This window comes from Streptomyces rishiriensis (assembly GCF_003112535.1).
In the GTDB taxonomy this organism is placed as follows: domain Bacteria; phylum Actinomycetota; class Actinomycetes; order Streptomycetales; family Streptomycetaceae; genus Streptomyces; species Streptomyces rishiriensis.
In genome coordinates this window covers 1-26,597 of the sequence record NZ_BEWA01000021.1, presented here as the reverse complement: position 1 = coordinate 26,597, position 26,597 = coordinate 1, and the positions used below count along the sequence as shown (strand labels likewise).

Genomic DNA, 26,597 nt, shown 5'->3' with positions numbered 1-26,597 from the left:
TCCGGCCCGCCAGGTCCGGCCTGCCGGCGCAGGCCTGCCCCGGCAGGCCTGGCCGCCGGGGCGGCGCGGGATCGCACTGCGGTCGCTGTCGCTGCGGGGGCCTGGGACGCCTCGGACGGGCCGGGGCGGCCCACCGTGTGCGGCCCCCCGCTCCACGGACGTTCCTGCGCATGCCCATGGTGGGCGACCGTGCGAAGGTGGGTGGGTGTGACCGCCCCAGCCGAGGGCGCCGGCACCGCATCGCACGTCCATGGAACGGAACGCCATGACCAACGGCTTCACCGGCCCGGAGGGCTACGGCGACTACGGAGACCCCTACGGCGAGTTCCTGGCCCGCTTCTTCGGCGGGCCCCGCCCCGGCCCCCGTCAGATCAACATCGGCCGGCTCCTCAGCCAGCCCGCGAGAGACCTCGTCAGCGGCGCGGCCCGGTACGCCGCCGAGCACGGCAGCAGGGACCTCGACACCGAACACCTGCTGCGCGCGGCCCTGACGGCGGAGCCGACCCGCAGCCTGCTCAGCCGGGCCGGCGCCGACCCCGACTCGCTGGCGACGGAGATCGACGAGCGGTCGGGCCCGGCCCAGCACCCGCCGGGCGAGGCGCCGCCGCCCACCTCGCTGTCGCTGACCCCGGCCGCCAAACGCGCCCTGCTGGACGCGCACGACCTGGCCCGCTCCAGGGGCTCGGGGCACATCGGCCCGGAGCACGTGCTCAGCGCCCTGGCCTCGAACCCGGACTCCGCGGCCGGGCACATCCTCAACGCGGCCCGCTTCGCCTCCACGGGTATGCCGCCCGAGCCCCCGGACACCGCGGCCGCGGCCCGTGCCGCGGACCGTCAGCAGGCGACCGGCACGCCCACCCTGGACAGATACGGGCGCGATCTCACCGAACTGGCCGGTCAGGGCCGGATCGACCCGGTGATCGGCCGCGACGACGAGATCGAACAGACCATCGAGGTCCTCTCGCGGCGCGGCAAGAACAACCCGGTGCTCATCGGCGACGCGGGCGTCGGCAAGACCGCCGTCGTGGAGGGGCTGGCCCAGCGGATCACGGAAGGGGACGTGCCCGACGTCCTCCTCGACAGGCGGGTGGTCGCCCTGGACCTGACCGGCGTGGTCGCGGGCACCCGCTTCCGCGGCGACTTCGAGGAGCGGCTGAACACCATCGTCGACGAGATCCGCGCCCACTCCGACCGGCTGATCGTCTTCATCGACGAGCTGCACACGGTCGTCGGCGCGGGCGGAGGCGGCGAGGGCGGCTCGATGGACGCCGGCAACATCCTCAAGCCGGCGCTGGCCCGCGGCGAACTGCACATCGTGGGCGCGACGACGCTGGAGGAGTACCGGCGGATCGAGAAGGACGCGGCGCTCGCCCGCCGCTTCCAGCCGATCCTCGTGCCGGAGCCGTCCGTCGCGGACGCGCTGGAGATCCTGCGCGGGCTGCGCGACCGTTACGAGGCCCACCACCAGGTCCGCTACACCGACGGCGCGCTCGACGCGGCGGTGCAGCTGTCCGACCGCTATCTCACCGACCGCCGCCTGCCCGACAAGGCCATCGACCTGATCGACCAGGCGGGCGCCCGGGTGCGGCTCGGCGCGCGCACGAAGGACACCGACGTGCGGGCCATGGAGCGCGAGGTGGAGCAGCTCGCCCGTGACAAGGACCAGGCGGCCGCGGACGAACAGTACGAGGAGGCCACCCGGCTGCGCGACCGCATCGTGGAGCTGAAGGAGCGCATCGCGCAGGCGAGCGGCGAGGTCACGGTCGACGAGGGCCGGGATCTGGAGGTCACCGCGGAGGCGATCGCCGAAGTCGTGTCCCGGCAGACCGGCATCCCCGTCGCGAGCCTGACGCAGGAGGAGAAGGACCGGCTGCTCGGTCTGGAGGAGCACCTGCACGAGCGGGTCGTCGGCCAGGAGGAGGCCGTGCGGGTCGTCGCGGACGCGGTGCTGCGCTCGCGCGCCGGGCTCGCCAGCCCGGACCGGCCGATCGGCAGCTTCCTGTTCCTCGGCCCGACCGGCGTCGGCAAGACCGAACTGGCCCGTGCGCTCGCCGAGTCCCTCTTCGGCAGCGAGGAGCGCATGGTCCGCCTCGACATGAGCGAGTACCAGGAACGGCACACCGTCAGCCGCCTGGTGGGCGCCCCGCCCGGCTACGTCGGTCACGAGGAGGCCGGACAGCTGACCGAGGTCGTCCGCCGCCACCCGTACGCGCTGCTCCTGCTGGACGAGGTCGAGAAGGCCCACCCCGACGTCTTCAACATCCTGCTGCAGGTCCTCGACGACGGCCGGCTCACCGACTCGCAGGGCCGCACCGTGGACTTCACCAACACCGTCATCGTCATGACCAGCAACCTGGGCTCGGAGGCGATCACCCGGCGCGGCGCGGGAATCGGCTTCGGGCCGGGCGGCGCGGACGCCGACGAGGAGGCGCGCCGCGAGCAGATCCTGCGGCCGCTGCGCGAGCACTTCCGACCGGAGTTCCTCAACCGGATCGACGAGATCGTCGTGTTCCGGCAGCTCACGAGCGAGCAACTGCGCCGGATCACCGACCTGTTGCTGGACAGGACGCGCCGGCTGGTGCAGGCGCGGGGCATCACGGCCGAGTTCACCGACACGGCCGTCGACTGGCTCGCCGGGCGCGGCTACCAACCCGAGTACGGGGCCCGGCCGTTGCGCCGCACGATCCAGCGCGAGGTCGACAACCGGCTCTCGCGGCTGCTGCTCGACGGGCGGGTCGCGGAGGGCGACCGGGTCACGGTGGACGTCGAGGACGGGCAGCTCGCGTTCCGCACGCAACCGCCCGTCCCCGCCGCCGAACTCTGAGCGCTACGGCGCCGGACGGACCACCTGGGCCGAACCGCCGCCGCGTCGTACGGTCTCGGCGGCGGCCAGCCACTTGCCGTCGGGCAGCCGCTGCACGCCGGTGGCCGCGCCGATCTCCGGGTTCAGCTTGAAGGAGTGCCCGATGGCCTCCAACCGCGCCCGCAGTCCCTGCGGGCTGGTGTCGTCGTAGAGCGCGGGCTCCAGTTCCGTCTGGGCGGCGTTGCGCTGGCTGGCGCGCGGCGCGGCGATCGCGTCGACGAGCGGCAGCCCGCGGTCGAGGAACTCGGTCAGGGTCTGCAGCACGGTGGTGATGATGGTCGCGCCGCCGGGCGAGCCGAGCGCCACCACCGGCTTGCCGTGCCGGTCCAGCACGATGGTCGGCGAGATCGACGAGCGCGGCCGCTTGCCCGGGCCGGGCAGGTTCGGGTCGTGGACGGCCGGGTTGGCCGGGGCGAAGGAGAAGTCCGTCAGCTCGTTGTTGAGCAGGAAGCCGCGGCCGGGCACGGTGATGCCGCTGCCGCCGGTCTGCTCGATGGTGAGGGTGTAGGAGACGACGTCGCCCCACTTGTCGGCGACGGTGAGGTGGGTGGTGTTCTCGCCCTCGTAGGTCGTGGGCGCCGCCGTGCCGCCGGCGCCGCAGGGCGCCGGGTGGCGCGGGTCGCCGGGCGCGAGCGGGCTGGTGAGCACCGCGTCGTCCTTGATGAGGCAGGCGCGCGAGTCGGCGTACTTCTGCGACAGCAACTGCCGGGTGGGGACGTCCTCGAAGGCGGGGTCGCCGACCCAGCGGCCGCGGTCGGCGAACGCGATGCGGCTGGCCTCGATGTAGCGGTGCAGGTACTGCGTCTCGCTCGCCTTCGCCAGGTTCGTGCGCTCCAGGATGTTGAGGGCCTCGCCGACCGTGGTGCCGCCCGAGGACGAGGGGGCGATGGAGTAGACGCCGAGGCCGCGGTACGAGGTCTTCGTGGGCGCCTGGAGCTTGGCGCGGTAGGCGGCGAGGTCCTTCGCGGACAGCGCGCCGGGCCGCGCGTTCCAGCCCGAGGCCGGGTCCACGGGCGGGTGGTTCACCGTGGAGACGATGTCCTCGCCGAGGTCGCCGCGGTAGATCGCGTCGACGCCGCGGTCGCCCAGCTCCTTGTAGGTGCGGGCCAGATCGGGGTTCTTGAACGTCGAGCCGACGACCGGCAGTTGGCCGCCGGGCAGGAACAGCTTCGCCGTGTCCGGGAAGGCGCGGAAGCGGGTCTCGTTGGCGGCGGTCTGGGAGCGGAAGGTGGCGTCGACGGTGAAGCCGTCGCGAGCGATGCGCTCGGCGGGCCGCAGGACCGTGCCGAGCCGTTCGCTGCCCCACCGGCTCAGCGCCGTCGCCCAGGTGGCGGGCGTTCCCGGGGTGCCGACGCCGAGGCCGCTGGTGACGGCGTCCGCGAAGGCGAGCGGTTTGCCGTTCTCCAGGAAGAGATTGGAGTCCGCGGTCAGCGGGGCGGTCTCGCGGCCGTCGATGGTGTGCACCGTACGGGACTTGGCGTCGTAGTAGACGAAGTAGCCGCCTCCGCCGACGCCGGAGGAGTAGGGCTCGGTGACGCCGAGGGCCGCGGCGGTGGCGACGGCCGCGTCGACGGCGTTGCCGCCCTTCCTCAGCACCTCGATGCCGGCGGCCGTGGCGTCCGCGTCGACGCTGGCCACCGCGCCGCCGTAGCCGACGGCGACGGGCGTCTTCCCGACTGCCGTCCGGTGTGCGGCGGGTGGCGCGGCCGGGGGCGGCGCCGCGGCCCCCAACGTGACCACGGCGGCCGAGACCGCCAGGACCGACAGCTTCCGCGCGACAGGGCGACGCATCCGTACCTCCAGTGCGGGACCGTCCGCGCAGCGTAACCACATTCGACGGGTCCCGACAGACTCCTTCGGGGCACTGTCATACGACTGCCACACCTCGAACACGGGTACGTCTCGGGCGGGCTCGCCCGCTAGCATGCGCGCCCATGAACGACGACGTGCGCAACATCGTCCTGGGCGTGATAGCCGCGGGTGTCAGTGCCGCGCTCGGCTGGCTGGCCCGGACCTATCTCTGGAGGCGGAAACTGCGGCGCAAGCAGGCGTTCTTCGGGCTGCCGGACAACTCCGAATCACTGCTCGTGGTGAACCGGGAGGCGGGCGGCGCCGAGCTGTCAGTGATGCGCAACGACGTGTTCGCCCTGCTGGAGCTCTCCGCACTTATCAAGGACTGCAACGCCCACGCCCAGGTCGTCGGTCATGACACGGCCCGTCAGGGCTTCGGGGACCGCACGGAGTTCTGCGTCGGAGGACCGTCTTCGAACCGCCGAATGGCAGCGCATCTCTCCTCCCTGCTGCCGGGCGTGCGGGTGAACGCCGACGCCGAGCCCGGGCCGGACCGCGGGGCCTTCCAGATCGGCGGCGAGCACTACCGGGTCGAGGCGGGCATCACCGAGTACGTGCTGCTGGCCCGGCTGACCATGGGCCGGCGCCGCGGGGAGCGGCCGGTGTTCCTCTTCTGCGGGCAGCGCGCGATCACCAACCAGGCGGCTACCCGCTACCTCGCCCGCCACCACGAGCGGCTGGCGCGCAAACACGGCGACAACTCCTTCGTCCTGCTGCTGAAGGTCGTCAACTCCCAGGCTTACGGCCCTGACGTCGTCGAACTCGTCGCCGACGTGACAGGACAGGCCCAGGCGCCCCTGCCGGACCCACCAATTGTTACCGCCACGTAACTTACTGGCGGGTTACCTCCGGTACGAGATGCGGTTACCGTCGGGTCACTTTGCAACGCGGGAAGTTGAGGAGTGAATCGTGGGACAGCACCGCAGGGCTCTGCGCACGACCGCCGCGGGCGCCGTCTCGGCCTCCCTGATCGCCGGCGGGATCCTGGGCCTGGCGCCCGCGGCCCACGCCGCCGCGAACGACGTGCGCTACGTCGACATCGCCGGGGACGGCGGCACCGTCCTCAAGGCGAACGTCGTCACCCCGACCGGGGCCGACGGCGCCCGCCGCTACCCGCTCGTCGTACTGCCGACGAGCTGGGGCTTCCCCCAGGTCGAGTACCTCGCCCAGGCGCAGCGGCTCGCCGACTCGGGCTATGTGGTGCTCAGTTACAACGTGCGGGGCTTCTGGCAGTCCGGCGGGGAGATCGACGTGGCGGGCCCGCGCGATGTGGCCGACGCCTCCAAGGTCGTCGACTGGGCCCTCGCCCACACCCCCGCCGACGTCCGGCACATCGGCATGGCGGGCGTCTCCTACGGCGCCGGGATCAGCCTGCTGGCGGCCGCCCACGACCCGCGCGTGCGGGCCGTCGCCTCGCTCAGCGGCTGGGGCGACCTCATCGACTCGATCTACTCGGGCCGCACCCAGCACCTCCAGGCCGCCGCCGTGCTCGACACCGTGGGCACGGTCGCCGGGCGGCAGAGCGCCGAGTCCCGGGAGGTCTTCTCGGCCTTCTACTCCGGCGACCTGACGAAGGAGAAGGACCTCGTCGCCTGGGGGAAGAAACGTTCCCCCGCGACCTATGCGGACCAGCTCAACCGCAACGGCGCGGCGGTGCTGATGGCCGGCTCCTGGGGCGACACCATCTTCCCGCCCCGCCAGTCCGCCGCCTTCTACGAGCAGCTGACCGGCCCGAAACGGCTGGAGTTCCGCCCCGGCGACCATGCGACCGCCGAGATCACCGGCCTGTTCGGGCTGCCCAACGACGTGTGGACGGACACCGAGCGCTGGTTCGACCACTACCTCAAGGGCGAGGACAACGGCGTCGACCGCGAGGCGCCCGTGCGGCTCAAGTCCCGTACGGGTGGCGGATACGAGGGGTACCCGGACTGGAAGTCGGTGGGCGCGACGCGCAGCAGGATCGCCCTTGGCGGCGACACCACCCTCCACACGAACGTGGACTCCGGCGCGGACGGCGGGATCGTCTTCCTGTCCAGCATCCTCGACCAGGTCGCCCAACTGCCTCCGGTCGCCTCGATCCCCCTGCTCCCCCGCCGCTGGGCCGCGGTGTGGCAGTCGCAGAAGTACGCCACGGCCCAACGGGTGCGGGGGGCCGCGACGTTGCACACCACCGTCACCCCGACCGAGGAGAGCGGCACCCTCGTCGCCTACCTGTACGACGTGGGGCCGCTCGGCCTCGGCAAGCTGGTCGACAACGCGCCGTACACCTTCCACGGGCGCACGCCCGGCCGGCCGTTCGGTCTCGACCTGGAGATGTTCTCCACGGCCTACGACGTCCCGGCAGGGCACCGGCTCGCCCTGGTCGTCGACACGGTCGACCCGCTGTACATGGAGCACAACCCGTCCGGCGCACGGCTGACCTTCTCCTCGCCGGCGAACGACCCGTCGTACGTGTCGGTCCCGCTGCGCGAGCAGTGATCTCCGGCCGCTGCCGGGGCGGGCGCGCCCCGTGGCTGCCGCCGTCCGGGTTCAGTGCTTGAGGATCTTGGAGAGGAAGTCCTTGGCGCGGTCGCTGCGCGGGGCGGTGAAGAACTCCTCCGGGGTGCGGTCCTCGACGATGCGACCGTCGGCCATGAAGAGCACCCGGTTGGCGGCGGAGCGCGCGAAGCCCATCTCATGGGTGACGACGACCATCGTCATGCCGTCGTGGGCCAGTTGCCGCATCACCTCCAGCACCTCGTTGATCATCTCGGGGTCGAGGGCGGAGGTGGGCTCGTCGAAGAGGAGCGCCTTGGGGTCCATGGCGAGGGCGCGGGCGATGGCCACGCGCTGCTGCTGGCCTCCGGAGAGCTGGGCCGGGTACTTGTCCGCCTGGTCCGCCAGGCCCACGCGGTCGAGCAGTTCGCGGGAGCGCCGGTCCGCCTCGTCCTTCTTGCGCCGGCGGACCTTCACCTGCCCGAGCGAGATGTTCTGCAGGACCGTCTTGTGCGCGAAGAGGTTGAACGACTGGAAGACCATGCCGACCTCGGAACGCAGCCTCGCCAGGCTCTTGCCCTCTTCGGGCAGCGGTTCCCCGTCGAGGGTGATCGTGCCGGACGCGATGGGCTCCAGCCGGTTGATCGCCCGGCACAGCGTCGACTTGCCCGACCCCGAAGGGCCGATCACCACGACCACCTCCCCCCTGCCGACGGTGAGAGAGACGTCCTGCAGGACATGCAGCTCCCCGAAGTACTTGTTGACGTCACGCAGCTCGATCAGCGGATCGACGGCCATGCGCAGCCCTACTCACTCTCAGCTGTGTCGTGGTCGCCGCAAACTATCCACATAAGGACCAGGTGAAGAAGCGACACGCATTTTTCGGCTATTAGCCGTATTTACCGCAGTCATGGAAGTCATTCCGCGTGCGGCTCAGCGCTCGGCCACCTCGGCGTACAGCCGGGACAGTTCGGGGGTTCCCGTCGAGGCCCACTCGAACCCCGCCGCGACCACGTCGATCTCCCGCCCGGACGTCAGCCGTACGACCGCCTCCCCGCCGGCCTTGAGCACCCACGCGGCGCCGGGCACCGTGCGCACGACGACCGTCCCCAGATAGAGCCCCGCGTCATGGCCGAACGAGGGCAGATTCTCCTCGTCGTCGCGCCAGCGCGGCGGGAGCTGGTCCAGCGCCTCCAACGACTCGGCGCTGTCGTCGAGCCCGATCCCCTCCCGGGCCGCGTGCGAGCGCAACACCTCGCATTCGGAGAGGAGTTCGGCGATCCCCTCGGGGTCCTCGGCCAGCACCGCCGCCCGGTGCTTCTTGCTCTTGTTGCCCAGGAAAGGGATGTTCATGAACCCAGCGTGACACCGGCCCGGTCATGCGCACCACAGGCGCGCTGCACGAGCTCGGGCCCGGGCTCGCGACCCGGAGGCCGCGCGGCGCCGGGACGCCGGGCCGACGCGGTCGCCCAGCGTCTGTCGTCCGGGTCAGGTCGCAGGGCATCGGCGGGGCCTGTCGAGCCCTGTGGGGTGATCCGGACGACGCCCTAGACGTCCAGGTCGACGACGACCGGCGCGTGGTCCGAGGCGCCCTTGCCCTTGCGCTCCTCACGGTCCACATAGGCGTCCTCGACCGCCTTGGCGAACGGCTCGTTGCCGTACACCAGGTCGATGCGCATGCCGCGGTTCTTGGGGAAGCAGAGCTGGCGGTAGTCCCAGTAGGTGAACGGGTGCTCGTACTTCAGGGGGCGCGGGACGACGTCCGACAGGCCGGCCTCCCGCAGGGACGCCAGCGCGGCCCGCTCGGCCGGCGTGACATGGGTGGAGCCCTCGAAGGCCGCCACGTCGTAGACGTCGTCGTCGGTCGGGGCCACGTTGTAGTCGCCCAGCACCGCGAACGGGCGGCTGCCCGCCGCGTCCCCGGCGACGGCCGCCTTCAGCGCCTCGAACCACTGCAGCTTGTAGGCGTAGTGCGGGTGGTCGACCTCACGGCCGTTGGGCACGTACACCGACCAGACGCGGACCGGACCGCAGGTCGCCGAGATCGCCCGGGGCTCCGGCGCGCCGTCGAAGCCGGGGTCGCCGGGCAGCCCCTTCACGACGTCCTCGACGCCCACCCGGGAGATCACCGCCACGCCGTTCCACCGGCCGGTGGCGTGCACCGCGGCCTCGTAGCCCAGCTCGCGCAGCTGGTCGAGCGGGAACTGCTCCTCGGCGACCTTGGCCTCCTGCAGGCACAGCACATCGGTGCCGCTGCTCTCCAGCCAGGCCAGGAGCCTCGGCAGGCGGGCGGTGATCGAGTTCACGTTCCAGGTCGCGATGCGCATGCCTCACAACCTACCGGGCCCCACTGACACTCACAGGGCCGTGCTCTCCCCCGGCGCCAGCCGCAGGTGCTCCGCGCCGCCGAGGGCGCCGATCTGCCGGTCGTAGATCGGCCGGGCGAGGTCGGTGAGCAGGGCGTCGTGGATGTCGTACGCGCGCTGCGGCTTCACCTCGCGCACGTAGTCGATGACCTCGGAGATCTTGCTCCAGGGGGCCATCACCGGCAGCATCAGCGTCTCGACGGGCCGGCCGGGGACGGTCAGCGCGTCACCGGGGTGGAAGACGCGGCCGCCGTCGACGAGGTAGCCGACGTTGGTGATGCGCGGGATGTCCGGGTGGATGACCGCGTGCAGCTCGCCGTGGACCTGCACGTCGAACCCCGCGGCGGTGAACGAGTCGCCGTGGCCGACGGTGTGCACGCGGCCCGGGAAGGCGGCGGAGATCTTCTCCGCGACGGACCTCAGAGTCCAGACCTCGACGGCCGGGTCGGCCTCCAGCGCCGTCCGCAGGCGCTGCTCGTCGAAGTGGTCGGGGTGCTCGTGGGTGACCAGGATCGCCTCGGCGCCGAGGGCCGCGTCGTGCTCGCTGAACCCTCCCGGATCGAGAACGAGGGTGCGCCCGTCCTTCTCGAGACGGACGCAGGCGTGCGACATCTTGGTGAGCTTCATGGGTCCATCCTGCCCCCCGCGCGGGAACGGCTGCTCACTCGGTGGGCGTCGTCTCGTCCCGGATGACCTGCTGCGCCACCCGGAACGCGCTGTTGGCCGCCGGCACACCGCAGTACACGGCCGCCTGGAGCAGGACCTCCTTGATCTCCTCCGGGGTGAGGCCGTTGCGCAGCGCGGCCCGCGTGTGGAAGGCGAGCTCCTCCAGGTGGCCGCCCGCGACCAGCGCGGTGAGCGTGACGCAGGAGCGGGAGCGCCGGTCGAGGCCGGGACGGCCCCAGATCTCGCCCCAGGCATAGCGGGTGACGAACTCCTGGAAGTCGCCCGAGAAGTCGTCGGCCTGTGCCAGCGCCCGGTCGACATGGGCGTCGCCGAGAACCTCGCGGCGCACCTTCAGACCCGCGTCGTAGGGGTCGGGGCGGCCCATGGCCTGCGGCGGTTGCGCAATCGGGGCCGGCGCGATCTCCGCGATGGCCAGCGGCTGCGGAGGCTGCTGCACCTGCTGGGACTGCTGGGGCGTGTTCGGCAGCGCTCTGACGGGGATGCCCGGGACCGCCGTCTGGCCGGTGGCGGAGTCGTAGGCGGGCTGCCAGGCGGTGGAGAAGTGCCGGACCAGCAGGTCGGTGACGGCCGTCGGCTGCTCCACCGGGACCAGGTGCGAGGCGCCCGGCACGACGGCGAGGCGGGCGTCCGGGATGCCGGCCACCAGGGTGCGCGCCTCGGCGGGGCCGGTGACCTGGTCGTCGGAGCCGACGAGGACCAGGGTCGGCGCGCCGACGAGGCCGATCTCCGCCCGCACGTCGAACGCCGCCAGGGCCTCGCAGGCCGCGATGTAGCAGCCGGGGTCGGTGGTGCGCACCATCTGCACGGCCCACTCGGTGATCGCCGGCTGCGCGGCGGCGAAGCCGCCGGTGAACCAGCGGTCGGGCGAGGTGCGGGCGATGGGGTCGAGGCCGTTGGTGCGCACGATCACGCCGCGCTGACGGAACTCGTCGGCCGTGCCGAACCGCGGCGAGGCCGCGATCAGCGCGAGGGAGGCGACGCGTTCGGGGTGCCGCAGGGCCAGCTCCACGCCCACCGCGCCGCCGAGCGCACAGCCCGCGTAGCCGAAGCGCTGCACTCCGAGCCCGTCGAGGGTGGCGAGCAGCCGGGCGGCCAGATCGGCGACCGAACCCGCCGGGTAGGCCGGGGCGCCGCCGTGGCCCGGCAGGTCGAACCGGAACACCCGCCACTGCTGGGCCAGTTCGGGAACCTGGCGGTCCCACATGTGCCATGTGGTACCCAGTGAGGGACCGAGGATCAGGACGGGAGCCTCTTCTGGCCCGTCAAAGCGGTATTGCAGGGTGTTCGACGGTGTCTCACTCACGCCCCAGACCCTCTCACGTCTCACAGACGCCCCTATAACGCGGGGGTACGGGAAACCGGTCTGACCAGGTTGAAGACCTCGCGGGCTGCATATCGCTTGAGGCATCGGATGATCTCACGTCGGGTCTTGCCCTCCTGGGTGCGGCGTTCGTGGTACGCCTGGGTGCGGGAGTCGAAGCGCAGCCGGGTGAACACGATGCGGTGCAGGGCGGCGTTGGCCTGCCGGTCGCCGCTGTAGTTGAGCCGGCGCGTGCTCCGACGGCCGGAGGAGTACTCGATGGGGCTGACTCCGCAAAGGGCAGCAAAGGACGCCTCGGTGTTCAGCCGCTCGGGATTGTCTCCCATGGTGATCAGGAGAGTGACGGCGCTGTCCGGGCCGATGCCCACCGGTACGAGCAGCTGCGGGGCGTGGCGTTCGACGAGCAGGGTCAGGCGCCGGTACAGCTCATCGATCTGCCCGGTGAGCTGCTCGATGCGCTCGGCGAGTATGCGTAACGTCATGTGGGTGGCCTGGGCCACCGCGTCCTCGTCTCCCCCACCATCGGGCGGGCTGAGGGTCGCGCAGGTGCGGAACAGCTCGGCGTTGCCCAGGCTCGACAACCGTTCCCGCAGGGCGGGGTCGGCGATGACCAGGACGGCTTTGAGTTGGTTGATCGCCTGGGTTGAGGTTCCCCCGAGATGCGGAGTGTGTTGACAGAGGGTCAGATGGTTCTCATGAGAGGAACATCGACCATGGCTGCCCCCAGGAAGTACTCGCTGGAGTTGCGTGAGCGTGCGGTGCGGATGTACCGGGCCTCCGAGCCGAAGCCGCAGATCAAGAAGCTGGCCGTCGATCTCGGTGTGCACCCGGAGGCCCTGCGGGGCTGGATCCGGCAGGCCGAGGCCGATGCCGGCGAGCGCGACGACCGGCTCACCACTGACGAGCGGGCCGAGCTCGTGGCGCTGCGCAAGGAGAACGCCCAGCTCAAGCGGGCCAACGACGTGCTGCGGACGGCCTCGGCTTTTTTCGCGGCGCAGCTCGACCCGACCCGGCCCAGGTGACGGGGCTCCTCGACGAGCATCCCCGCCTGGGGGTCGAGCGCGTACTGCGGGAACTGCACATCGCCTCCTCCACCTACTACCGCTGGCGCCGCGCGGAGAAGGAGCCGTGCGAACGGCGTCGCCGCGACGTCGAGCTGACCGAGCGGATCAAGGAGATCCACGCGGAGTCCGGCGGCAACTACGGCTCGCCGCGCGTGCACGCTGTGCTGAAACGCGAGGGCGTCCATGTCGGCCGCAAACGGGCCGAACGCCTGATGCGCGAGGCCGACATCGCGGACGTCAGCCCGCGGCGCAAGGGCTTCACGCGCCGGGATCCGAAGGCCACGCCCGCCCCGGACCTGGTCGAGCGGGACTTCACCGCACCGGCGCCGAACCGGCTGTGGGTCACCGACCTGACAATGATCCCGACCGGCGAGGGACCGTTGTGGCTCTCGGCGATCCGGGACGCGTTCTCCCGCCGGGTGGTGGCCTGGGAGACCTCTGCCCGCGCGGACGCCGACCTGGTCCTGACCACGCTGGAGTACGCCCTCGCGTCCCGCGAGGCCGAGCCCGGCAAGCTCGTCCATCACGCCGACCACGGCTGTCAGTACACGTCCATCAAGCTCACAACTCGTCTGGTGCGAGCGGGAGTTCAGGCGTCCATGGGGTCGGTCGGGGACTCGTTCGACAACGCGCTCGCGGAGAACCTGTGGATGCTGATCAAGACGGAGTGCGTGCGCGGCCGGGTCTTCGCCACACGTGCCGAGGCGAACCTCGCGCTCTTCGAGTACATCGACGGTTTCTACAACTCCCGCCGCATCCAGGAACGGCTCGGCTTCCTCAGCCCGATCGAGTTCGAGGAGAAGCACTACGCCGAGCAGACGACGGCCGATCCAACGAATCTGAACACCCGTCAACCCTCTCTGACCAGCTGATCAGCACCTCCCGCGTGACGGGGGAACCTCAGTCCGGGCCGAGTGCGGCCGGATGCCGGCTGAGCTTTGACATAAAAGCGGCAAATGCATCTTGCGTGATGAATGTGCGCGCGTTCAGAACGGCTTGTTACGTGTCAAACAGCGCCATTAAAGGGCCGCGGTGTCCCTTCAATGGAGATTCGGGGATCCTTGATTACGACAGAGACAGAACTGCGCCGACGGGATGTCTCACGACGTCGGCCGCTTTTGCTGGCGGTGGCGATGCTGGCGATAGCCGGGACCATTGCCGTTCCTGCGGCAGCACAGGCGACGATGGGGAAGATCCCCGGCGGGGTGGTACGACAAAAGGATTTCGCGGCTGCGGCGGCGGAATTCGATGTGCCGGAGCGGGTTTTGCTGGCGGTGGCCTATCAGGAGTCGGCATGGGACGCGCATGCCGGCGGGCACAGCGCTGGTGGCGGGTACGGTCCGATGCATCTGACGGACGTGACGGCATCCATGCTGGCCGCCGGGGACGCCGGTGCGGCGGGCCGGGCGGATCTGGCGAGGACCGCCACGGATCCGGCGTTGCACACGTTGCAGGCGGCGGCACGGCTGACCGGGCTTTCGGAACAGCGGCTGCGCACCGACGCGGCAGCGAACATCCGCGGTGGGGCGGCGCTTCTGGCCTCGTACCAGAAGACGGTCGGCGACCGGTCCTCAGCCGATCCGGGGCAGTGGTACGCAGCCGTGGCGCGCTACAGCCAGCCGACCGGGCGGCAAGGCGCGCGGGCCTTCGCCGACCGCGTCTTCGCCACCCTGAAGAAGGGCGCCGGGCGCACCACGGCGGACGGGCAGCGCGTGACGCTGACGGCCGACCCCCAGGTCAGCCCGGACACCGGCCAGTTGTCCCGGCTGCCCTTGACCTCGGCGACGGTGACCAGCACCGAGTGCCCCCCGACGGTGGACTGCACGTTCGTGCCGACGGCGGCCTCCAACGGCCAGGTGTCCAACCGGCCGGCCAACGGCATCAGGATCGACTCGATCGTCATCCACGACACCGAGTCCTCGTACGCCTCGACCATCACCACCTTCCAGACCCCCGGCGGCGGAGCCGCGCACTACGTGATGCGGTCCGCGGACGGCGCGGTGACGCAGATGGTGCCCCTGAAGGACCTCGCCTTCCACGCGGGCAACTACTCGACGAACATGCACTCCGTCGGCATCGAGCACGAGGGATACGCCGCGCACGGCGCGACCTGGTACACCGAGGCGCAGTACGAGGCGACCGCGGACCTGGTGAAGTATCTGGCGGGGCGGTTCGGTATCCCGCTGGACCGGCAGCACATCGTCGGCCACGACAACGTTGTTGGCCCGACCTCGGGGACCGTGTCCGGTATGCACTGGGACCCGGGCCCGTCCTGGGACTGGGAGCACTTCATGGCCCTGGTCGGCGCCCCGATCACCGGTGAGCACGGAGTCGGCGATGTCGGGTCGGTGGTGACCCTCGCCCCCGGCTTCGCCGGCAACCAGCAGACCGTCCAGATCTGCCCCGCCGACGATCCGACCGGAGCCATCACCACGTGCACACGCGGGGAGCAGCCGTCCAACTTCGTCTACCTGCGCACCGCCCCCAGCGAGGCGGCACCGCTGTTCGGCGACCAGGCAGTCCACCCCGGCGCCGTCGGTACCGACCGCATCAACGGCTGGGGAAGCACCGTCCAGGCCGGCCAGCAGTTCGTCGTCGCTGACAAGAGCGGCGACTGGACCGCGATCTGGTACAGCGGCACCAAGGTCTGGTTCCACAACCCAGGCGGCTCCAACACCATCCCCGCCAACGGCGTGACCATCGTCAAGGGCGGCCAGACCTCCGTCGGCCCGCCCGTCAAGGTCTACGGCTCCAGCTACCCCGACGCCGCCGAGTACCCCGCGGGTCTGTCACCGTCCACCCAGGCTGCGTTGAGCATGTACACCATCCCGTCTGGTCAGGCTTACGTCTCCACGGCGCCTGCCGCTCCCACCGACGACTACTTCAAGTCCAGCGGCACCGTCGTCATCGGCGGCAAGTCCATGTACACCATCGAGTACAACCACCGCACCGCCCTGGTCTACGAAGGCGACGTCACCGCCACCACCGTCGCTCCGACACCGACCGCATAGCCCGCGCCTGATCCCAGACCACCCGCAGTGGTGTCCTCGGGAAAACGGCGTACCGCTCGTGCGCTGACCAGCGGGAGAACCCCACGAAACGAAAGGGCTCGTGCCCGACCTTGGTCGGGCACGAGCCCTTTCGGTTTTGCCGAGGGTGCGGTTGCGTTCTTCAGGCTCCTACCGCAGGTAGGCGATGCCGTCGGTGGTGACGGCAGGACGCCCGCTCGTCGCGGAGACAACGATCTTTACGGTGTGCTTGCCGGCGGAGGACCAGCTCTTGGTCCAGAGGGCGTTGCGGTAGGCCGTGGCGCTCGACTTCAGGTCGACGGTCGCGGTCTTGGTTCCGTCGACGTAGATGACGGCTTGTCCCGAGGTGGCGGCGCGCGAGACGATCCAGGCCACCGAGCGGCCGGTGAACGTCCAGCTCAGTGAGGCGTTCTTCGCGGAACTGCTGAGCGAGGCGCCGCCGAGGTAGCTGCTGGACGCCTTGTTGGTCCAGGTGCCGGTCTTCGTGGCGGCCGTCTCCTGGACGATCACCGGAGTGCCCGACGTCGCAGCGGCGGCGGTGTTGCCCGCCAGGTCCTGGGCGGTGAGGCTGAAGGAGGTGGCCGCGCCGGACTTGGCAGTGAGCGGGGCGCTCGCCGTTGTGGGACCGTATGTCTTCGCTGCGGGGGCGGTCAGGCGGACCTCCTTCAGGCCCGCGGCGTCGGTGGCCTTCCAGGCGAGGGTGACCGGGACGGCGGTGGTGTCGACGGTTCCCGTACGAAGGGACAGCGTCGGCTTGGTGCTGAACACCGGCGGGGCGGTCTCCGCCGTCACCGCAATGCTGGATGTGGTGGTGGTCTTGCCGGACTGGTGGGTCGCGCGGACCTGCACGGTGTGGCCGCCGGCCGCGAGGGTGACGGCTGCGGAGGTTGCGGTCCCGGTCTTGGCGGCGACACTCTTGCCGTCGACGAGGACCTCGTACTTCGTTATGAGGGAGGTCGGCGTGGTGGCAGTCCAGTTGACGGTGATGGATCCCTTGGTCAGGTAGGTGCTCCCCGACAGGCTCGCGCCGGTGACCGTCTTGATGGCGAGTCCGGCGACGGGGCCGGCGGCCCAGGCGCGCAGGGTCGGCAACTGGTTGTACAGGGTCGTGCCCGGGCATTCTGTTGCGTAGGCGTCGCGGTGGCCGGAGACCCGGTTGAAGACTGCGGACTGCCCGAGTGCGAACTTGCCGTTGGCCTTGCCGGCCGTCAGCGTCACCTTCCCCAGGGGATCCACCTTGTACTGGCCGAGCTTCCAAGCCGCCAGGCGGGCCAAAGAGGCTTTTGCCGCGTTGGGGGCATCATCGGTCGTGTAGGTGCCGATGACGGCAATGCCCGTGGTGTTGGTGTTGAATCCCTCGGCCTGCGCACCGATCACCGGCCGGTCGACGCCGCCTTTACGGCCCTCGAAGATCGTGCCGCACTTGTCGACGACGAAGTTGTAGCCGATGTCCTTCCAGCCCTGGTTCAGATGCAGGGCGCGTAGGCCCCGCACGATGGCCGGGGAGTCGGCGCAGGAATACGTGTTGGTCTGGGCAGTGTGGTGGATGAACACGGCGTTGATGGTCGTGCCGTACTCGGGGGCATCGTTGTTGAGGGACTCGTCCGCTCCCCAGTCCGCCCGGCTCACGATGGAGGGCCGCGGCACGGTCGACGTAGGTCCGGCCGTCGTGCTCGGCGACGCCGTGGGCGTCTGCGACGTCGAGGGCACTGCCGACGTCGGAAGAGACGGACTGACCTGCGGAGAAGCCTCCGAGGCAGTAGGTGCGGGGGTGGCCGACGTTTCGTCCTCCGGCGTGGACGGTGTCGCTGAGGGCTCGAGCGTCTCCACCGGGGAGGTTGAGGACGCGACAGGGTCGGCGGGCGTGTCATCGGGCTCAGGGCTCTCCCCCGCCATCACGTAGGCCGCTGCCTCCATCCCCGCGTGAGGGGAGGCACCGGGATCGACCACGTCCAACCGCAGCCCATCCGGCAACGTGCCGTCGGCGGCGATCTTTATCTCCACTCCGTCCGACGGGCCGAACCAAGCCGGGTCCGTGGCCCCTCGCATCCCTTTGCGCGGAGTGTCCTCCCCGCCTCCACCGTCCGAGTCCAGCGTCACCCAGGAAGACCACTTCTGAGTCTCCACCGTATGGACCCGGGTCTCGACCTGACTTTGAAGACGCGCCCGAGGGTCGTCCCACGACAGCCGCAGCATGCTGAACGGTTCGACATCACGCTGGCTCAGCGAGACCCGGCCGGCGTCATCGGCACCCAGAGCGGTCGAACGTACATGTGTCACTACCGGCTCCCCTAGCCCCTTCGCCTCCGAATTCGAGCCAGGAACGTCCCCCATCTTGACGACGACTACTCCTGCTGACACCGCGGTAGCCACAGCCACCGCACCCCACACCACACGCCGCTTCACGCAGCCCACCCCATGCACAGTCGGATCTACAGATGACGGACCCACAGAAGGCAGCGCGTATCTCGGTCGCCTGGGTCCGAGAAGGGAATCTACATTGCCAACTAGCCCTGATGAGGGCGGGGTTGCTGTCGACTACGGTCCCCGATGCATGCTGGTCTCGACCTGTCCAGGACGGGCCCTCAGCACCTTGTCCGCGTGCAGGGTCTCCGGAAGCCAGGTAAGTAACGTCCCGCCGACCGGTAGGGCGGCCGTCGTCCGGCCGCGAGCAGCCCGACGGCCGGGACCTCCCAGCGCCAGGGTCGCAGTCCCGTGTGGCCGGCGAGTCTGGGGTGGCCGCTTGCCCTTGCCGAGATAGGGCCCGTCAGCTTGACGGGCCCTATGGGGAAACCTGGCCGTTGGTCACCCATCAGGTTTCGGGTTGTGGAGCAGGGCTTCGGCGTAGTCGCCGGGCATCCGGTTCCTGACGGTCCGCCAGGTTGTTCGGTCAGGGAGAGCGGAACAGGCACGGCTTCCAAGATCACGGAGTTCTCGACGCCCCGTGACCTGCCTGGAAGACCGCGCCTACCGAAGCATCATCGCTGATCCCGCCTGCCCTTGACCAACTCCGCGAGCATCCAGAGGTCGCGCAGGAAGAACTGCCCGGACTGCTGAGCCGCCTCGCCCGAGTGCCCGATCCGCGTGATCCCCGTGGAGTGCGCCACGCACTGGTCGGCGTCCTTGCCCTGGTCGCCTGCGCGGTGCTGGCGGGGTCGACGTCGCTGCTGGCGGTCGGCGAATGGATCACCGACGCTACGCCCCACATACTCGAACACGTCGCGTGCGACCCAAACGGTTTCTACCTGCGGAAACGACGGTCCGGCGGCTGCTGTCCCGAATCGGCGACGACGCTTTGGACCTGGCCCGCACCGCCGCCCGTCTGCCGCTGACCGCCGAGGCGGACGCATCGAAGTTCACCCAGGCCACCTTCTCCTGGCGCCGTGGCGAGGCCGACACCTGGACCGTCATCCCGGCCGGTGACGTGACCCTCGCAGGCCAGCCGCTGTCCGCCTGGCCGGTGGCTCTGACCAGCGGCAAGAGCCCGAAGCTGACGTGGAACGCCACCTCCACCGTCAACCCGGACGGGGCCGTGCAGATCCGGGCCGACTTCACGGGTCCCTCGAGTGCGTCCGCCTCGTCCGACCCCGTCAACGCCACCATCGACCGTGGCGCCGACGGCGCAGCGAGCGAGGAGGTGGGGCCGGGCTCGGTGAACCTGCTGACCGGTGACTACACGCTCTCCGACAACGATGCGTCCTACTTCGGCCTGTCGGTTGACCGCACCGCCTCCTCACGTTCCCCGCAAGCGGGCATCGGCGCTGGTCAGCAGGCGCCGATCTTCGGCAAGGAATGGCTCTACGGCGCCCAGACGTCCATCCCGTGGACGGGGCTGGCCAAAACCGCCGCGACTTCGGTGAGTGTCGGGGCAGCGGGCGATGACACCCGCCTGAACTTCACCCAGAACGCGGCGAAGACCGGCTGGATCCCCGAAGTTGGCGCCGAAGACTACGAGCTCACCGGCAGCTTCAGCAGCAGCTTCACCCTGAAGAGCTCCGACGGCGAGGTCACCACCTTCACAGCGGTGAGCGGCAGCACCACCTTGTGGAACGCCTCCACCTCCTACCTGACGGGCCTGGCCAACACCACGACCACCACCGTCAGCGAGCCGGTCACAGTTGGCGAGACCAAGACCTCCCGCCCCAAGCTCCTCATCGCCCCGACGTCTGCTGTCGCTGCCTCGGCATGCGCGACCGACCCGTCGACCAAGGGCTGCCGGGTGCTGGAGTTCGTCTACGCCACCGCCACCACGGCATCCGGTTCCGCGCTGGGAGACGTCAAGGACCAGGTCTCGGCGATCAAGCTGTGGTCGACCGCGCCCGGGGCCTCTTTGTCCACGGTGCAGACCATTGCGTCCTACGCCTACGACGCCAGCGGCCGGCTGCGTGAGCAGTGGGACCCCCGTGTGAGCCCCCCGCTGAAGACCGCCTACACCTACGACGACGCCGGTCGCGTCACCACCTTGACCCCGGCCGGACAGCTGCCGTGGACGTTCACCTACGGACAGGCAGGATCCAACCCGGCGGCCGGCACCGGCATGCTGCTGAAGGCCTCCCGCCCGACGCTCACACCGGGCAGCGCCGGCCAGACCAACGGCACGGCCGCCACCAGCATCGTCTACGGCCTGCCGCTGACCGGCTCCACCGCGCCGGAGGACCTCGGGACTTCGGCCCTTGCCTCATGGGGACAGACCGACCTCCCCAGCGACGCCACCGCAGTCTTCCCCGCCGACCAGGTGCCCGCCGGCAACGACGGCAGCGCCCTGAGCGCCGGCTCCTACACCCGGGCCGGTATCCACTACCTGGACGACTCCGGCCGTGAGGTCAACGAAGCAACCCCCGGCCACCACGTCACGGTCACCGAGTACGACCAGTTCGGCAACACGATCCGGTCGCTGACCGCGGGCAACCGCGAACTGGCCCTGGGGACGACCGCGGCCCAGAAGACGGAACTGACCGGGCTGGGCATCAGCAACCTCGCCTCGGCCGAGCGGGCCCAGCTGCTGTCGACCACCAGCGTCTACAACGACACCGGCACCCGCGAGGTGGAAGAGGACGGCCCGATCCACCAGGTCGTGCTCGCCGCCAAGCTGCTCAGCGGCACCACGACCGTCGCACAGGCCGGCAGCAAGGTCATCGCCCGCACCCAGACCCTCAAGGAATACGACAGCGGCCGCCCCACCGACGGCACCGCCGCGGTCAAGGACCAGGTCACCAAGGAGACCACCGCTGCCCAGCTGCGGGCCTGGCCGACCCTGGCCGCCGACCCGCGCGTGGTCGCGACCGGTTTCGACTGGGCCAAGGGCGTGGCCACCACCAGCACCCAGGACCCGGGCGGGCTGGCGCTGACGACGACCACCACTTACGACGACCAGGGACGGGTCATCAAGACCGCCCTGCCCGCCTCCACCGGCTCCGACGCGGGCGCGACGCAGACCACCTACTACTCCGCCACCGGCACGGGCACCTGCAACGGCCGCCCGGAATGGGCGGACATGGTCTGCCAGACCGGACCGGTCGCAGCGATCACCGGGGGCGGCTCCAACCCGACCCAGCTGCCGACCAAGACCACCGAGTACGCGGTCGAGGGACAGATAGCCAAGGTCACCGAGACCGCCAACAGCACCACCCGCACTACTGCCAACGGCTACGACGGCGCAGGCCGTCCGACCACCGTCACCGTCACCGGCGGTCTCGGCACGGCCGTCCCGGCCACCACCACCGGCTATGACCCGGCGACCGGTCTGGCGAACAAGCAGACCTCCACCGCCGGCGGCACCATCAGCAAGACCTTTGACCAGCTCGGCCGTCAGCTCACCTATACCGACGCCGACGCGGCCACCACCACCACCGAGTACGACGCCCTGAACCGCCCCTCGAAGGTCACCGACACGGTGCCCTCGACGACCACCTACACCTACGACACCGCCATCGACCCGCGCGGTCTGACCACCTCGGTCACCGACTCGGTCGCCGGCACCTTCACCGCCCGCTACGACGCCGACGGTGACCTGGCCACTCAGACCCTGCCCGGCGGCTACACCCAGAGCGACGAGCAGGACACCACCGGCTCAGCAACCGCCCGCACCTACACCCGCACCAGCGACGGCACCGTCCTGGCAGCCGACACGGTCAGCGAGAACACCCACAGCCAGATCGTCACCCACGGAGGCACCCCCGGCGTCACCGCCTCCCAGGGCTACACCTACGACAACACCGGACGCCTGACCCAGGTCCAGGACACCGGTGCCGATGCGGTGTGCACCACCCGCACCTACACCTTCGACAAGAACAGCAACCGCAAGTCCCTGGCCACCGCCGCTGCCGGCGTCGGCCTCGACTGCACCACCACGGGCGCCACCACTACCGGCTACGCCTACGACAGCGCCGACCGGCTCGTCGACACCGGCTACGTCTACGACAACCTCGGCCGCACGGCCACCCTTCCCGGCGCCACCCTCGCCTACTACAACAACGACCTCGCGCAGCAGCAGACTGCCGGTACCCAGCGCCAGACCTGGACCCTCGACTCCAACCTGCGCTTCCGCAGCTGGACCACTGAGACCAACACCTCCGGCACCTGGACCCAGACAGCCGCGAAGACCAACCACTACGACTCCGACAGCGACAGCCCTCGCTGGATCAGCGAAGACACCAGCGGCAACCTCACCCGCAACATCGACGGCCCCGCAGGCGACCTCGCCGCCACCAGCACCAAAACCGGCGGCACCGTCCTGCAACTCGCCAACCTTCACGGTGACATCACCCTCCAGCTCCCCCTGGACACCGCTGTTGCCCCGACCGTTCTGGACGCCGACGAATACGGCAACCCCCGACCCGGCCAACAGCCCACCCGTTACGGCTGGCTCGGTGGCAAAACCCGCTCCAGCGAAACCCCCACCGGACTCACCCTGATGGGCGTCCGCCTCTACAACACCACCACCGGTCGCTTCCTCTCCACCGACCCCGTCCCCGGCGGCAGCGCCAACGCCTACGTCTACCCCAGCGACCCCGTCAACCAATTCGACCTTGACGGCAAGCGATGGAGCTGGAAGTTCTGGCGCTACAAGAAGGTGAGACGCGCCGGAGCCCGAGCACTGGGATACGGGCTAGCAGGCGCCGGCCGCCTCATGGGCTACAAGTGCAGCTACCGCTACGGCATGAGAACGTGCGTCGGCGGATGGGGTCTGCATGCGCGCGGTGGCACAACACTCGGAACCACCTATTTCACGTCGAATAATTCCGACTTCCTCTCAAGGGCCCGGATTGCTCACGAAAAGAGGCACAGGTCCCAATGGCTGCGCTATGGTCTTGGTTTCGGCATCCGCTACTTGCGAGCAGGCAGTAATCCCTGCCGCAACCGGTGGGAGCGGTTGGCCGACTGGGGACAGGGAGGATACACACAGTGCTACCGGTGATTCGTTCCACGCGGCAGCAGGGCATCTTGTCAGGTCTCCTGACCGTGATCGCACTGTTGGGAGCATCCGGCTGCGGCATGTTTCCATCGGATCCAGCCGACCCGCCGGAGTTCGGGGCACGGGTCGAGGGCGACGCGATCTTCGTCAAGATACCCATGTGCCCCGCGGATGAAATCAGGCGCGTTGAGGTCTACGACTTCGACGATGTCAAGCACGAGAATCCGCGCGTCGTGTGGTCCGCCTCAGGACCGAACTCGACATCCACCCGGAAGGGTCTCATCACGCTTTGGTCCGGAGAGGGCTTCGCGAAGCACTCAGAAAAACCCAGCAAGTCCTCCATTCCGCCCAACATCGGAGTGAGCTACACGGATCCGACGGGCGATGGTCGCGACGACGTCTTCGCCCTGCGTACGATCGAGAGCGCGAAAGTGGAACCGGGCAAGTATTGGACCCGCGACGGTCCCATGACCGCCAAACAAATCGACGCGCAACTCCACTGCAGTGAGTAGCCGTAGCTCAACCGATCTCGAAATCCGCGAGTGAACGGAATTCCTGGTCGGGTAATCCGTCAGCCCTAAGGGCTGTCCCGTAAAGATCTTGAAGTCGCCTCGGGCCGCGGGCCGCCGGGCGGCCCGCTTGCCTATCCGGCGAGAGCGAGGTTGTGCATCCGGGCGATGCCGAGCATGGCGTGGTGGACGCCGTCGCCTTTGAGGCGGCAGTCGCGGAGGACCTTCCAGGTCTTCATGCGGGCGAAGACGTGCTCGATACGGGCCCGGACCTGCTTGTGGGTCTTGTTGTGCTGCTCTTTCCAGTCCGGGAGGTCACTCTGGCCGCGCTGTCGGCGGTGTGGGATGACGAGTCCGGTTCCCGGGTATCCGCCGTCGGCGATGGTCGGGGTGTTGCCGACGGCGGCCTTGGCGCCGGACTCCTCCCATGCCTTGCAGTCGTTGCGGTTCCCGGCGAGTGGCCGGCCGACCACGACGACCAGGCGGGTGTCGGCGTCAATGACGACCTGATGGTTGGTGGAGTACCGGTAGTTCTTCGACCGCTCGCAATCGTGTGGTCGCGGGTGGGCGCCAGGGTGCCGTCCACGATGAGCACGGTGCCCTTGGCAAACCGCTTACGGGGCTGGAGTGCGAGCAGGGGTCCGAGGTGGTTGATGACTCGGCTGGCCGTCGACTTCGAGACGCCGAACAACGGAGCAAGCTGCCGCAACGTCAGATTGGTGCGCCAGTAGGCCGTGACCAGCAACACCCGGTCCTCCAGCGGCAGACTCCACGGCCGGCCTCGGTGGACCACATCTGCTCCATCGCGCCGCAGCGTGGTCAGCAGTTTGCCGAAGCAGCGCGGGCTCAGCCCCGCGAACGGGGCTATCCAGGACGGCTCCGATGCCGTGATCACACTCGCCACACCATGATCATCACTCAGGCCGACCCAATGTCGAGACAATCCCACAGTTACGCTGATCGGGGCAGTCCACAGTGCGCAAGACGGGGGGAAACCGTGAACCGACCACTGCTGTTCCTCGACGTGGACGGGCCGCTCAACCCTTACGCGGCCAAGCCGGAGAGGCGTCCCGACGGCTACACCACACTCAGAGTCCCTCGGAACGACGCCCACGAGGACGACAGGGGCCTCTCGTCCCGACGACGCCCCCTACGTGTCTGGCTCAACCCGGAGCACGGACGAACCCTGCTCCGGCTCGGCTTCGAGCTGTGCTGGGCCACCACATGGATGGACGACGCCAACCGGTGGATCGCACCGGTCCTCGGCCTTCCGGAACTCCCCTTTGTGGACTTTGGCGACGTCCTACTCCGGGAACGCCCTGATGGGGTCCACTGGAAGACCGGGCCGCTGGTGGACTACGCAGGCGGCCGTCCTTTCGCCTGGGTGGACGACGAGCAGAGCGAGCTGGATCAGACGTACGTGACCGCTCACCATGAAGGTCCCGGGCTCCTCCACCACGTCAACCCGCGGATCGGCCTACGGGAGAACGACTTTCGCGCACTCGCCGACTTCGCCCGGTCCCTGAACACCTCACGAACCACCGGCTGAGCACCTCGCCGACTCTTCAGGCTGCTCCGTACTCGGAGCCAAGATCTTTTGCGGGACAGCGTAGGACTCCGTTAGGTCTGTCTCGGTCTTGGTGTCGTGTGGCCCCTGCTGGGCAGGGGCTGGTGGCAGGTGGTGCAGATGCCGGTCCAGCACCTCAGGACGTCTTGGAGGGCGTCGAGGGTCTGGTAGAGAGTGAGCCCGGTGTGGGTGCTTTTGGGGCCAGTCGCTGTTCGGTGAGGAAGGCGTGGGCGGCGGTCACGAGGGTGACGTGGTGGTGCCAGCCGGGCCAGGAGCGGCCTTCGAAGTGGTCCAGGCCCAGGCCGTGTTTGAGTTCGCGGTAGTCGTGCTCGATGCGCCAGCGGACTTTGGCCAGGCGGACCAGGTCGGCGATCGGGGTGTCGGCCGGCAGGTTGGAGAGCCAGTAGTCGGTGGGCGCCTCGGCGTCCTCGGGCCACTCGATCAGCAGCCAGCAGTCGGGCAGGATGCCGTCCCACCAGCCCTGTTCGGCCGATGCGGTAGCCCGGATCGGACGCTCGACGGCCTTGCCGGCCGGGCGGACACGCACGGCGGCGAAGCGGGACCGTAATTCTCCTCGCGAGCCCTGCCGCCAGGTGAGGGAGGTGAACGCCTCCTGCCCGAGCCCGGCCGCCAGGGCCGCAACCGAGGGTGCCCGGTGGCGGTAGCGGGGCTGGGGCCAGCAGCCGACCGGGCCCTTGCGCTCCGGGGTCACCGGCTTCACGTCGAACGGATGGGCGCTCACGTCCGCGCGGATGGCCAGCACATAGTCGATCCCCCGCTCTGCGAGGCCGGCCCGCAGGTGGGCATTGGCGCCGTAGGCGGCATCGGCCACCACGACCGGCGGGCTCATGCCCCAGCCCGCCAGGGTGTCGAGCATGTCCAGCGCCAGCCGCCACTTCTCGCGGTGCCCGACCTCGGGCGGGACACGGGTGGCGGTGCGGCGTTCGGTGTCCGCGGCCCACTCCCTGGGCAGGAACAGCCGCCACTGCAGCGGGCAGGACGCGGTGTCCGTCGCGGCGTGGACGCTGACGGCGACCTGGCAGTTGGCGCGTTTGCCCAGGGCTCCGCAGTACTGCGGAGCCACCCCGGCCGACATCCGGCCGTCCTTGGGCATCGACACGTCGTCGATCACCCAGGCCGTCGGGTTGATCAGCGGCAGCATGCGCTCTGCTATCCGCCGCTGCACGGGCACCGGGTCCCAGGTGGACTGGTTCACGAACTGCTGCAGGTTCTGTTCGTTGCCGTCCGGCAGCCGCGAGGCCATCGCCTGGATCGACTTGCGGCGGCCGTCCAGCATCAGTCCCCGCAGATAGCAGTCGCCCTTGGCCCGCTGGTCCTTGCGCGGCACCGAGGCGAACACATCAGCCACGTACAACGCCAACTTCGCCCGGACACGGTTCACTTCATGTGCGTCCATCCATCCAACATGCCCGAGAACAGGCCGAACACGA

At 69.8% G+C, this 26,597-nt stretch carries 20 protein-coding genes and 2 pseudogenes; 10 read left to right on the top strand and 12 right to left on the bottom strand.

Features of this window, described 5'->3' with window-relative positions; all coding sequences use genetic code 11:
• The first annotated feature begins 265 nt into the window (after positions 1-265).
• A complete protein-coding gene (locus Sri02f_RS32140) occupies positions 266-2,824 on the top strand; it encodes an ATP-dependent Clp protease ATP-binding subunit (protein WP_109004841.1) in 2,559 nt (852 codons plus the stop codon).
• 3 nt (positions 2,825-2,827) lie between these two features.
• Here the strand turns inward: Sri02f_RS32140 and ggt are convergent, their stop codons facing one another.
• Entirely contained in the window at positions 2,828-4,654 is a 1,827-nt protein-coding gene (ggt, locus tag Sri02f_RS32135) for a gamma-glutamyltransferase (RefSeq protein ID WP_109004840.1), read from the bottom strand.
• A 143-nt stretch (positions 4,655-4,797) separates the two neighbouring features.
• Here ggt and Sri02f_RS32130 point away from each other — a divergent pair, with 143 nt between their 5' ends.
• Entirely contained in the window at positions 4,798-5,544 is a 747-nt protein-coding gene (locus Sri02f_RS32130) for a hypothetical protein (protein WP_109004839.1), read from the top strand.
• 79 nt (positions 5,545-5,623) lie between these two features.
• Positions 5,624-7,192: an alpha/beta fold hydrolase gene (locus Sri02f_RS32125; protein WP_109004838.1), complete on the top strand. Its 1,569-nt coding sequence runs from the start codon at positions 5,624-5,626 to the stop codon at positions 7,190-7,192.
• Positions 7,193-7,243: 51 nt separating this feature from the next.
• On the opposite strand, the gene Sri02f_RS32120 is transcribed toward Sri02f_RS32125, so the two are convergent.
• From Sri02f_RS32120 to Sri02f_RS32095, 6 genes are all read right to left on the bottom strand, one after another.
• Entirely contained in the window at positions 7,244-7,987 is a 744-nt protein-coding gene (locus tag Sri02f_RS32120) for an amino acid ABC transporter ATP-binding protein (protein ID WP_109004837.1), read from the bottom strand.
• Positions 7,988-8,122: 135 nt separating this feature from the next.
• The gene (locus Sri02f_RS32115) at positions 8,123-8,542 is read right to left on the bottom strand and encodes a DUF6278 family protein (RefSeq protein WP_109004836.1); all 420 of its coding nucleotides are present in this window, start codon (positions 8,540-8,542) and stop codon (positions 8,123-8,125) included.
• Positions 8,543-8,736: 194 nt separating this feature from the next.
• A complete protein-coding gene (locus Sri02f_RS32110) occupies positions 8,737-9,516 on the bottom strand; it encodes an exodeoxyribonuclease III (protein ID WP_109004835.1) in 780 nt (259 codons plus the stop codon).
• A 30-nt stretch (positions 9,517-9,546) separates the two neighbouring features.
• On the bottom strand, positions 9,547-10,182 hold the full coding sequence (locus Sri02f_RS32105) for an MBL fold metallo-hydrolase (RefSeq protein ID WP_109004834.1): 636 nt from the start codon (positions 10,180-10,182) through the stop codon (positions 9,547-9,549).
• 34 nt (positions 10,183-10,216) lie between these two features.
• Entirely contained in the window at positions 10,217-11,545 is a 1,329-nt protein-coding gene (gene pcaDC, locus Sri02f_RS32100) for a bifunctional 3-oxoadipate enol-lactonase/4-carboxymuconolactone decarboxylase PcaDC (protein WP_109004833.1), read from the bottom strand.
• 32 nt (positions 11,546-11,577) lie between these two features.
• On the bottom strand, positions 11,578-12,045 hold the full coding sequence (locus tag Sri02f_RS32095; protein WP_245970904.1) for a transposase: 468 nt from the start codon (positions 12,043-12,045) through the stop codon (positions 11,578-11,580).
• Between the two features lie 231 nt (positions 12,046-12,276).
• Here Sri02f_RS32095 and Sri02f_RS32090 point away from each other — a divergent pair, with 231 nt between their 5' ends.
• The 3 genes from Sri02f_RS32090 to Sri02f_RS32080 all read left to right on the top strand — a co-directional run bounded on the left by Sri02f_RS32090 (position 12,277) and on the right by Sri02f_RS32080 (position 15,638).
• On the top strand, positions 12,277-12,585 hold the full coding sequence (locus Sri02f_RS32090; protein WP_245970903.1) for a transposase: 309 nt from the start codon (positions 12,277-12,279) through the stop codon (positions 12,583-12,585).
• Positions 12,582-13,499, top strand: a complete 918-nt coding sequence (locus Sri02f_RS32085; protein WP_109004831.1) for an IS3 family transposase — start codon at positions 12,582-12,584, stop codon at positions 13,497-13,499. The genes Sri02f_RS32090 and Sri02f_RS32085 overlap by 4 nt, the downstream gene beginning before the upstream one ends.
• Positions 13,500-13,760: 261 nt before the next feature.
• Positions 13,761-15,638 carry an N-acetylmuramoyl-L-alanine amidase gene (locus Sri02f_RS32080; protein ID WP_109004940.1) on the top strand — a complete coding sequence of 626 codons (1,878 nt, stop codon included), beginning with the start codon at positions 13,761-13,763 and terminating at the stop codon, positions 15,636-15,638.
• A 168-nt stretch (positions 15,639-15,806) separates the two neighbouring features.
• Here Sri02f_RS32080 and Sri02f_RS32075 read toward each other — a convergent pair whose 3' ends face one another.
• The 3 genes and pseudogenes from Sri02f_RS32075 to Sri02f_RS43705 form a co-directional block, all read right to left on the bottom strand.
• On the bottom strand, positions 15,807-17,303 hold the full coding sequence (locus Sri02f_RS32075) for an N-acetylmuramoyl-L-alanine amidase (RefSeq protein WP_307721057.1): 1,497 nt from the start codon (positions 17,301-17,303) through the stop codon (positions 15,807-15,809).
• 345 nt (positions 17,304-17,648) lie between these two features.
• Positions 17,649-17,990, bottom strand: a pseudogene (locus Sri02f_RS44420) (N-acetylmuramoyl-L-alanine amidase); the annotation flags it as partial.
• 644 nt (positions 17,991-18,634) lie between these two features.
• On the bottom strand, positions 18,635-18,763 hold the full coding sequence (locus Sri02f_RS43705) for a hypothetical protein (RefSeq protein ID WP_281261909.1): 129 nt from the start codon (positions 18,761-18,763) through the stop codon (positions 18,635-18,637).
• On the opposite strand from Sri02f_RS43705, the gene Sri02f_RS43160 reads away from it, so the two are divergent.
• Genes Sri02f_RS43160 through Sri02f_RS32065 form a run of 3 tightly spaced genes read left to right on the top strand, consistent with a single transcriptional unit; the run spans position 18,728 to position 23,582 of the window.
• Positions 18,728-18,988 carry a transposase family protein gene (locus tag Sri02f_RS43160; RefSeq protein ID WP_307721056.1) on the top strand — a complete coding sequence of 87 codons (261 nt, stop codon included), beginning with the start codon at positions 18,728-18,730 and terminating at the stop codon, positions 18,986-18,988. The genes Sri02f_RS43705 and Sri02f_RS43160 overlap by 36 nt on opposite strands.
• On the top strand, positions 18,880-23,073 hold the full coding sequence (locus Sri02f_RS43700) for an RHS repeat-associated core domain-containing protein (protein ID WP_307721055.1): 4,194 nt from the start codon (positions 18,880-18,882) through the stop codon (positions 23,071-23,073). The genes Sri02f_RS43160 and Sri02f_RS43700 overlap by 109 nt, the downstream gene beginning before the upstream one ends.
• The gene (locus Sri02f_RS32065; protein ID WP_245970900.1) at positions 23,070-23,582 is read left to right on the top strand and encodes a hypothetical protein; all 513 of its coding nucleotides are present in this window, start codon (positions 23,070-23,072) and stop codon (positions 23,580-23,582) included. The genes Sri02f_RS43700 and Sri02f_RS32065 overlap by 4 nt, the downstream gene beginning before the upstream one ends.
• A gap of 131 nt (positions 23,583-23,713) precedes the next feature.
• On the opposite strand, the pseudogene Sri02f_RS32060 reads toward Sri02f_RS32065, so the two are convergent.
• A pseudogene (locus tag Sri02f_RS32060) lies at positions 23,714-24,483 on the bottom strand (transposase).
• Between the two features lie 93 nt (positions 24,484-24,576).
• On the opposite strand from Sri02f_RS32060, the gene Sri02f_RS32055 reads away from it, so the two are divergent.
• Positions 24,577-25,128 (top strand): hypothetical protein, encoded by a 552-nt coding sequence (locus tag Sri02f_RS32055; RefSeq protein ID WP_109004829.1) that lies wholly within the window; start codon positions 24,577-24,579, stop codon positions 25,126-25,128.
• A 154-nt stretch (positions 25,129-25,282) separates the two neighbouring features.
• Here the strand turns inward: Sri02f_RS32055 and Sri02f_RS32050 are convergent, their stop codons facing one another.
• Positions 25,283-26,563: an IS701 family transposase gene (locus tag Sri02f_RS32050; RefSeq protein WP_109004828.1), complete on the bottom strand. Its 1,281-nt coding sequence runs from the start codon at positions 26,561-26,563 to the stop codon at positions 25,283-25,285.
• Positions 26,564-26,597: the final 34 nt, after the last annotated feature.

Bases quoted from the DNA above. Each gene is read 5' to 3' on its own strand.
- Sri02f_RS32140 (WP_109004841.1), top strand. From the start codon at position 266: ATGACCAACGGCTTCACCGGCCCGGAGGGCTACGGCGACTACGGAGAC.
- ggt (WP_109004840.1), bottom strand. From the start codon at position 4,654: ATGCGTCGCCCTGTCGCGCGGAAGCTGTCGGTCCTGGCGGTCTCGGCC.
- Sri02f_RS32130 (WP_109004839.1), top strand. From the start codon at position 4,798: ATGAACGACGACGTGCGCAACATCGTCCTGGGCGTGATAGCCGCGGGT.
- Sri02f_RS32120 (WP_109004837.1), bottom strand. From the start codon at position 7,987: ATGGCCGTCGATCCGCTGATCGAGCTGCGTGACGTCAACAAGTACTTC.
- Sri02f_RS32115 (WP_109004836.1), bottom strand. From the start codon at position 8,542: ATGAACATCCCTTTCCTGGGCAACAAGAGCAAGAAGCACCGGGCGGCG.
- Sri02f_RS32110 (WP_109004835.1), bottom strand. From the start codon at position 9,516: ATGCGCATCGCGACCTGGAACGTGAACTCGATCACCGCCCGCCTGCCG.
- Sri02f_RS32105 (WP_109004834.1), bottom strand. From the start codon at position 10,182: ATGAAGCTCACCAAGATGTCGCACGCCTGCGTCCGTCTCGAGAAGGAC.
- Sri02f_RS32095 (WP_245970904.1), bottom strand. From the start codon at position 12,045: ATGACGTTACGCATACTCGCCGAGCGCATCGAGCAGCTCACCGGGCAG.
- Sri02f_RS32090 (WP_245970903.1), top strand. From the start codon at position 12,277: ATGGCTGCCCCCAGGAAGTACTCGCTGGAGTTGCGTGAGCGTGCGGTG.
- Sri02f_RS32080 (WP_109004940.1), top strand. From the start codon at position 13,761: ATGCTGGCGATAGCCGGGACCATTGCCGTTCCTGCGGCAGCACAGGCG.
- Sri02f_RS32050 (WP_109004828.1), bottom strand. From the start codon at position 26,563: ATGGACGCACATGAAGTGAACCGTGTCCGGGCGAAGTTGGCGTTGTAC.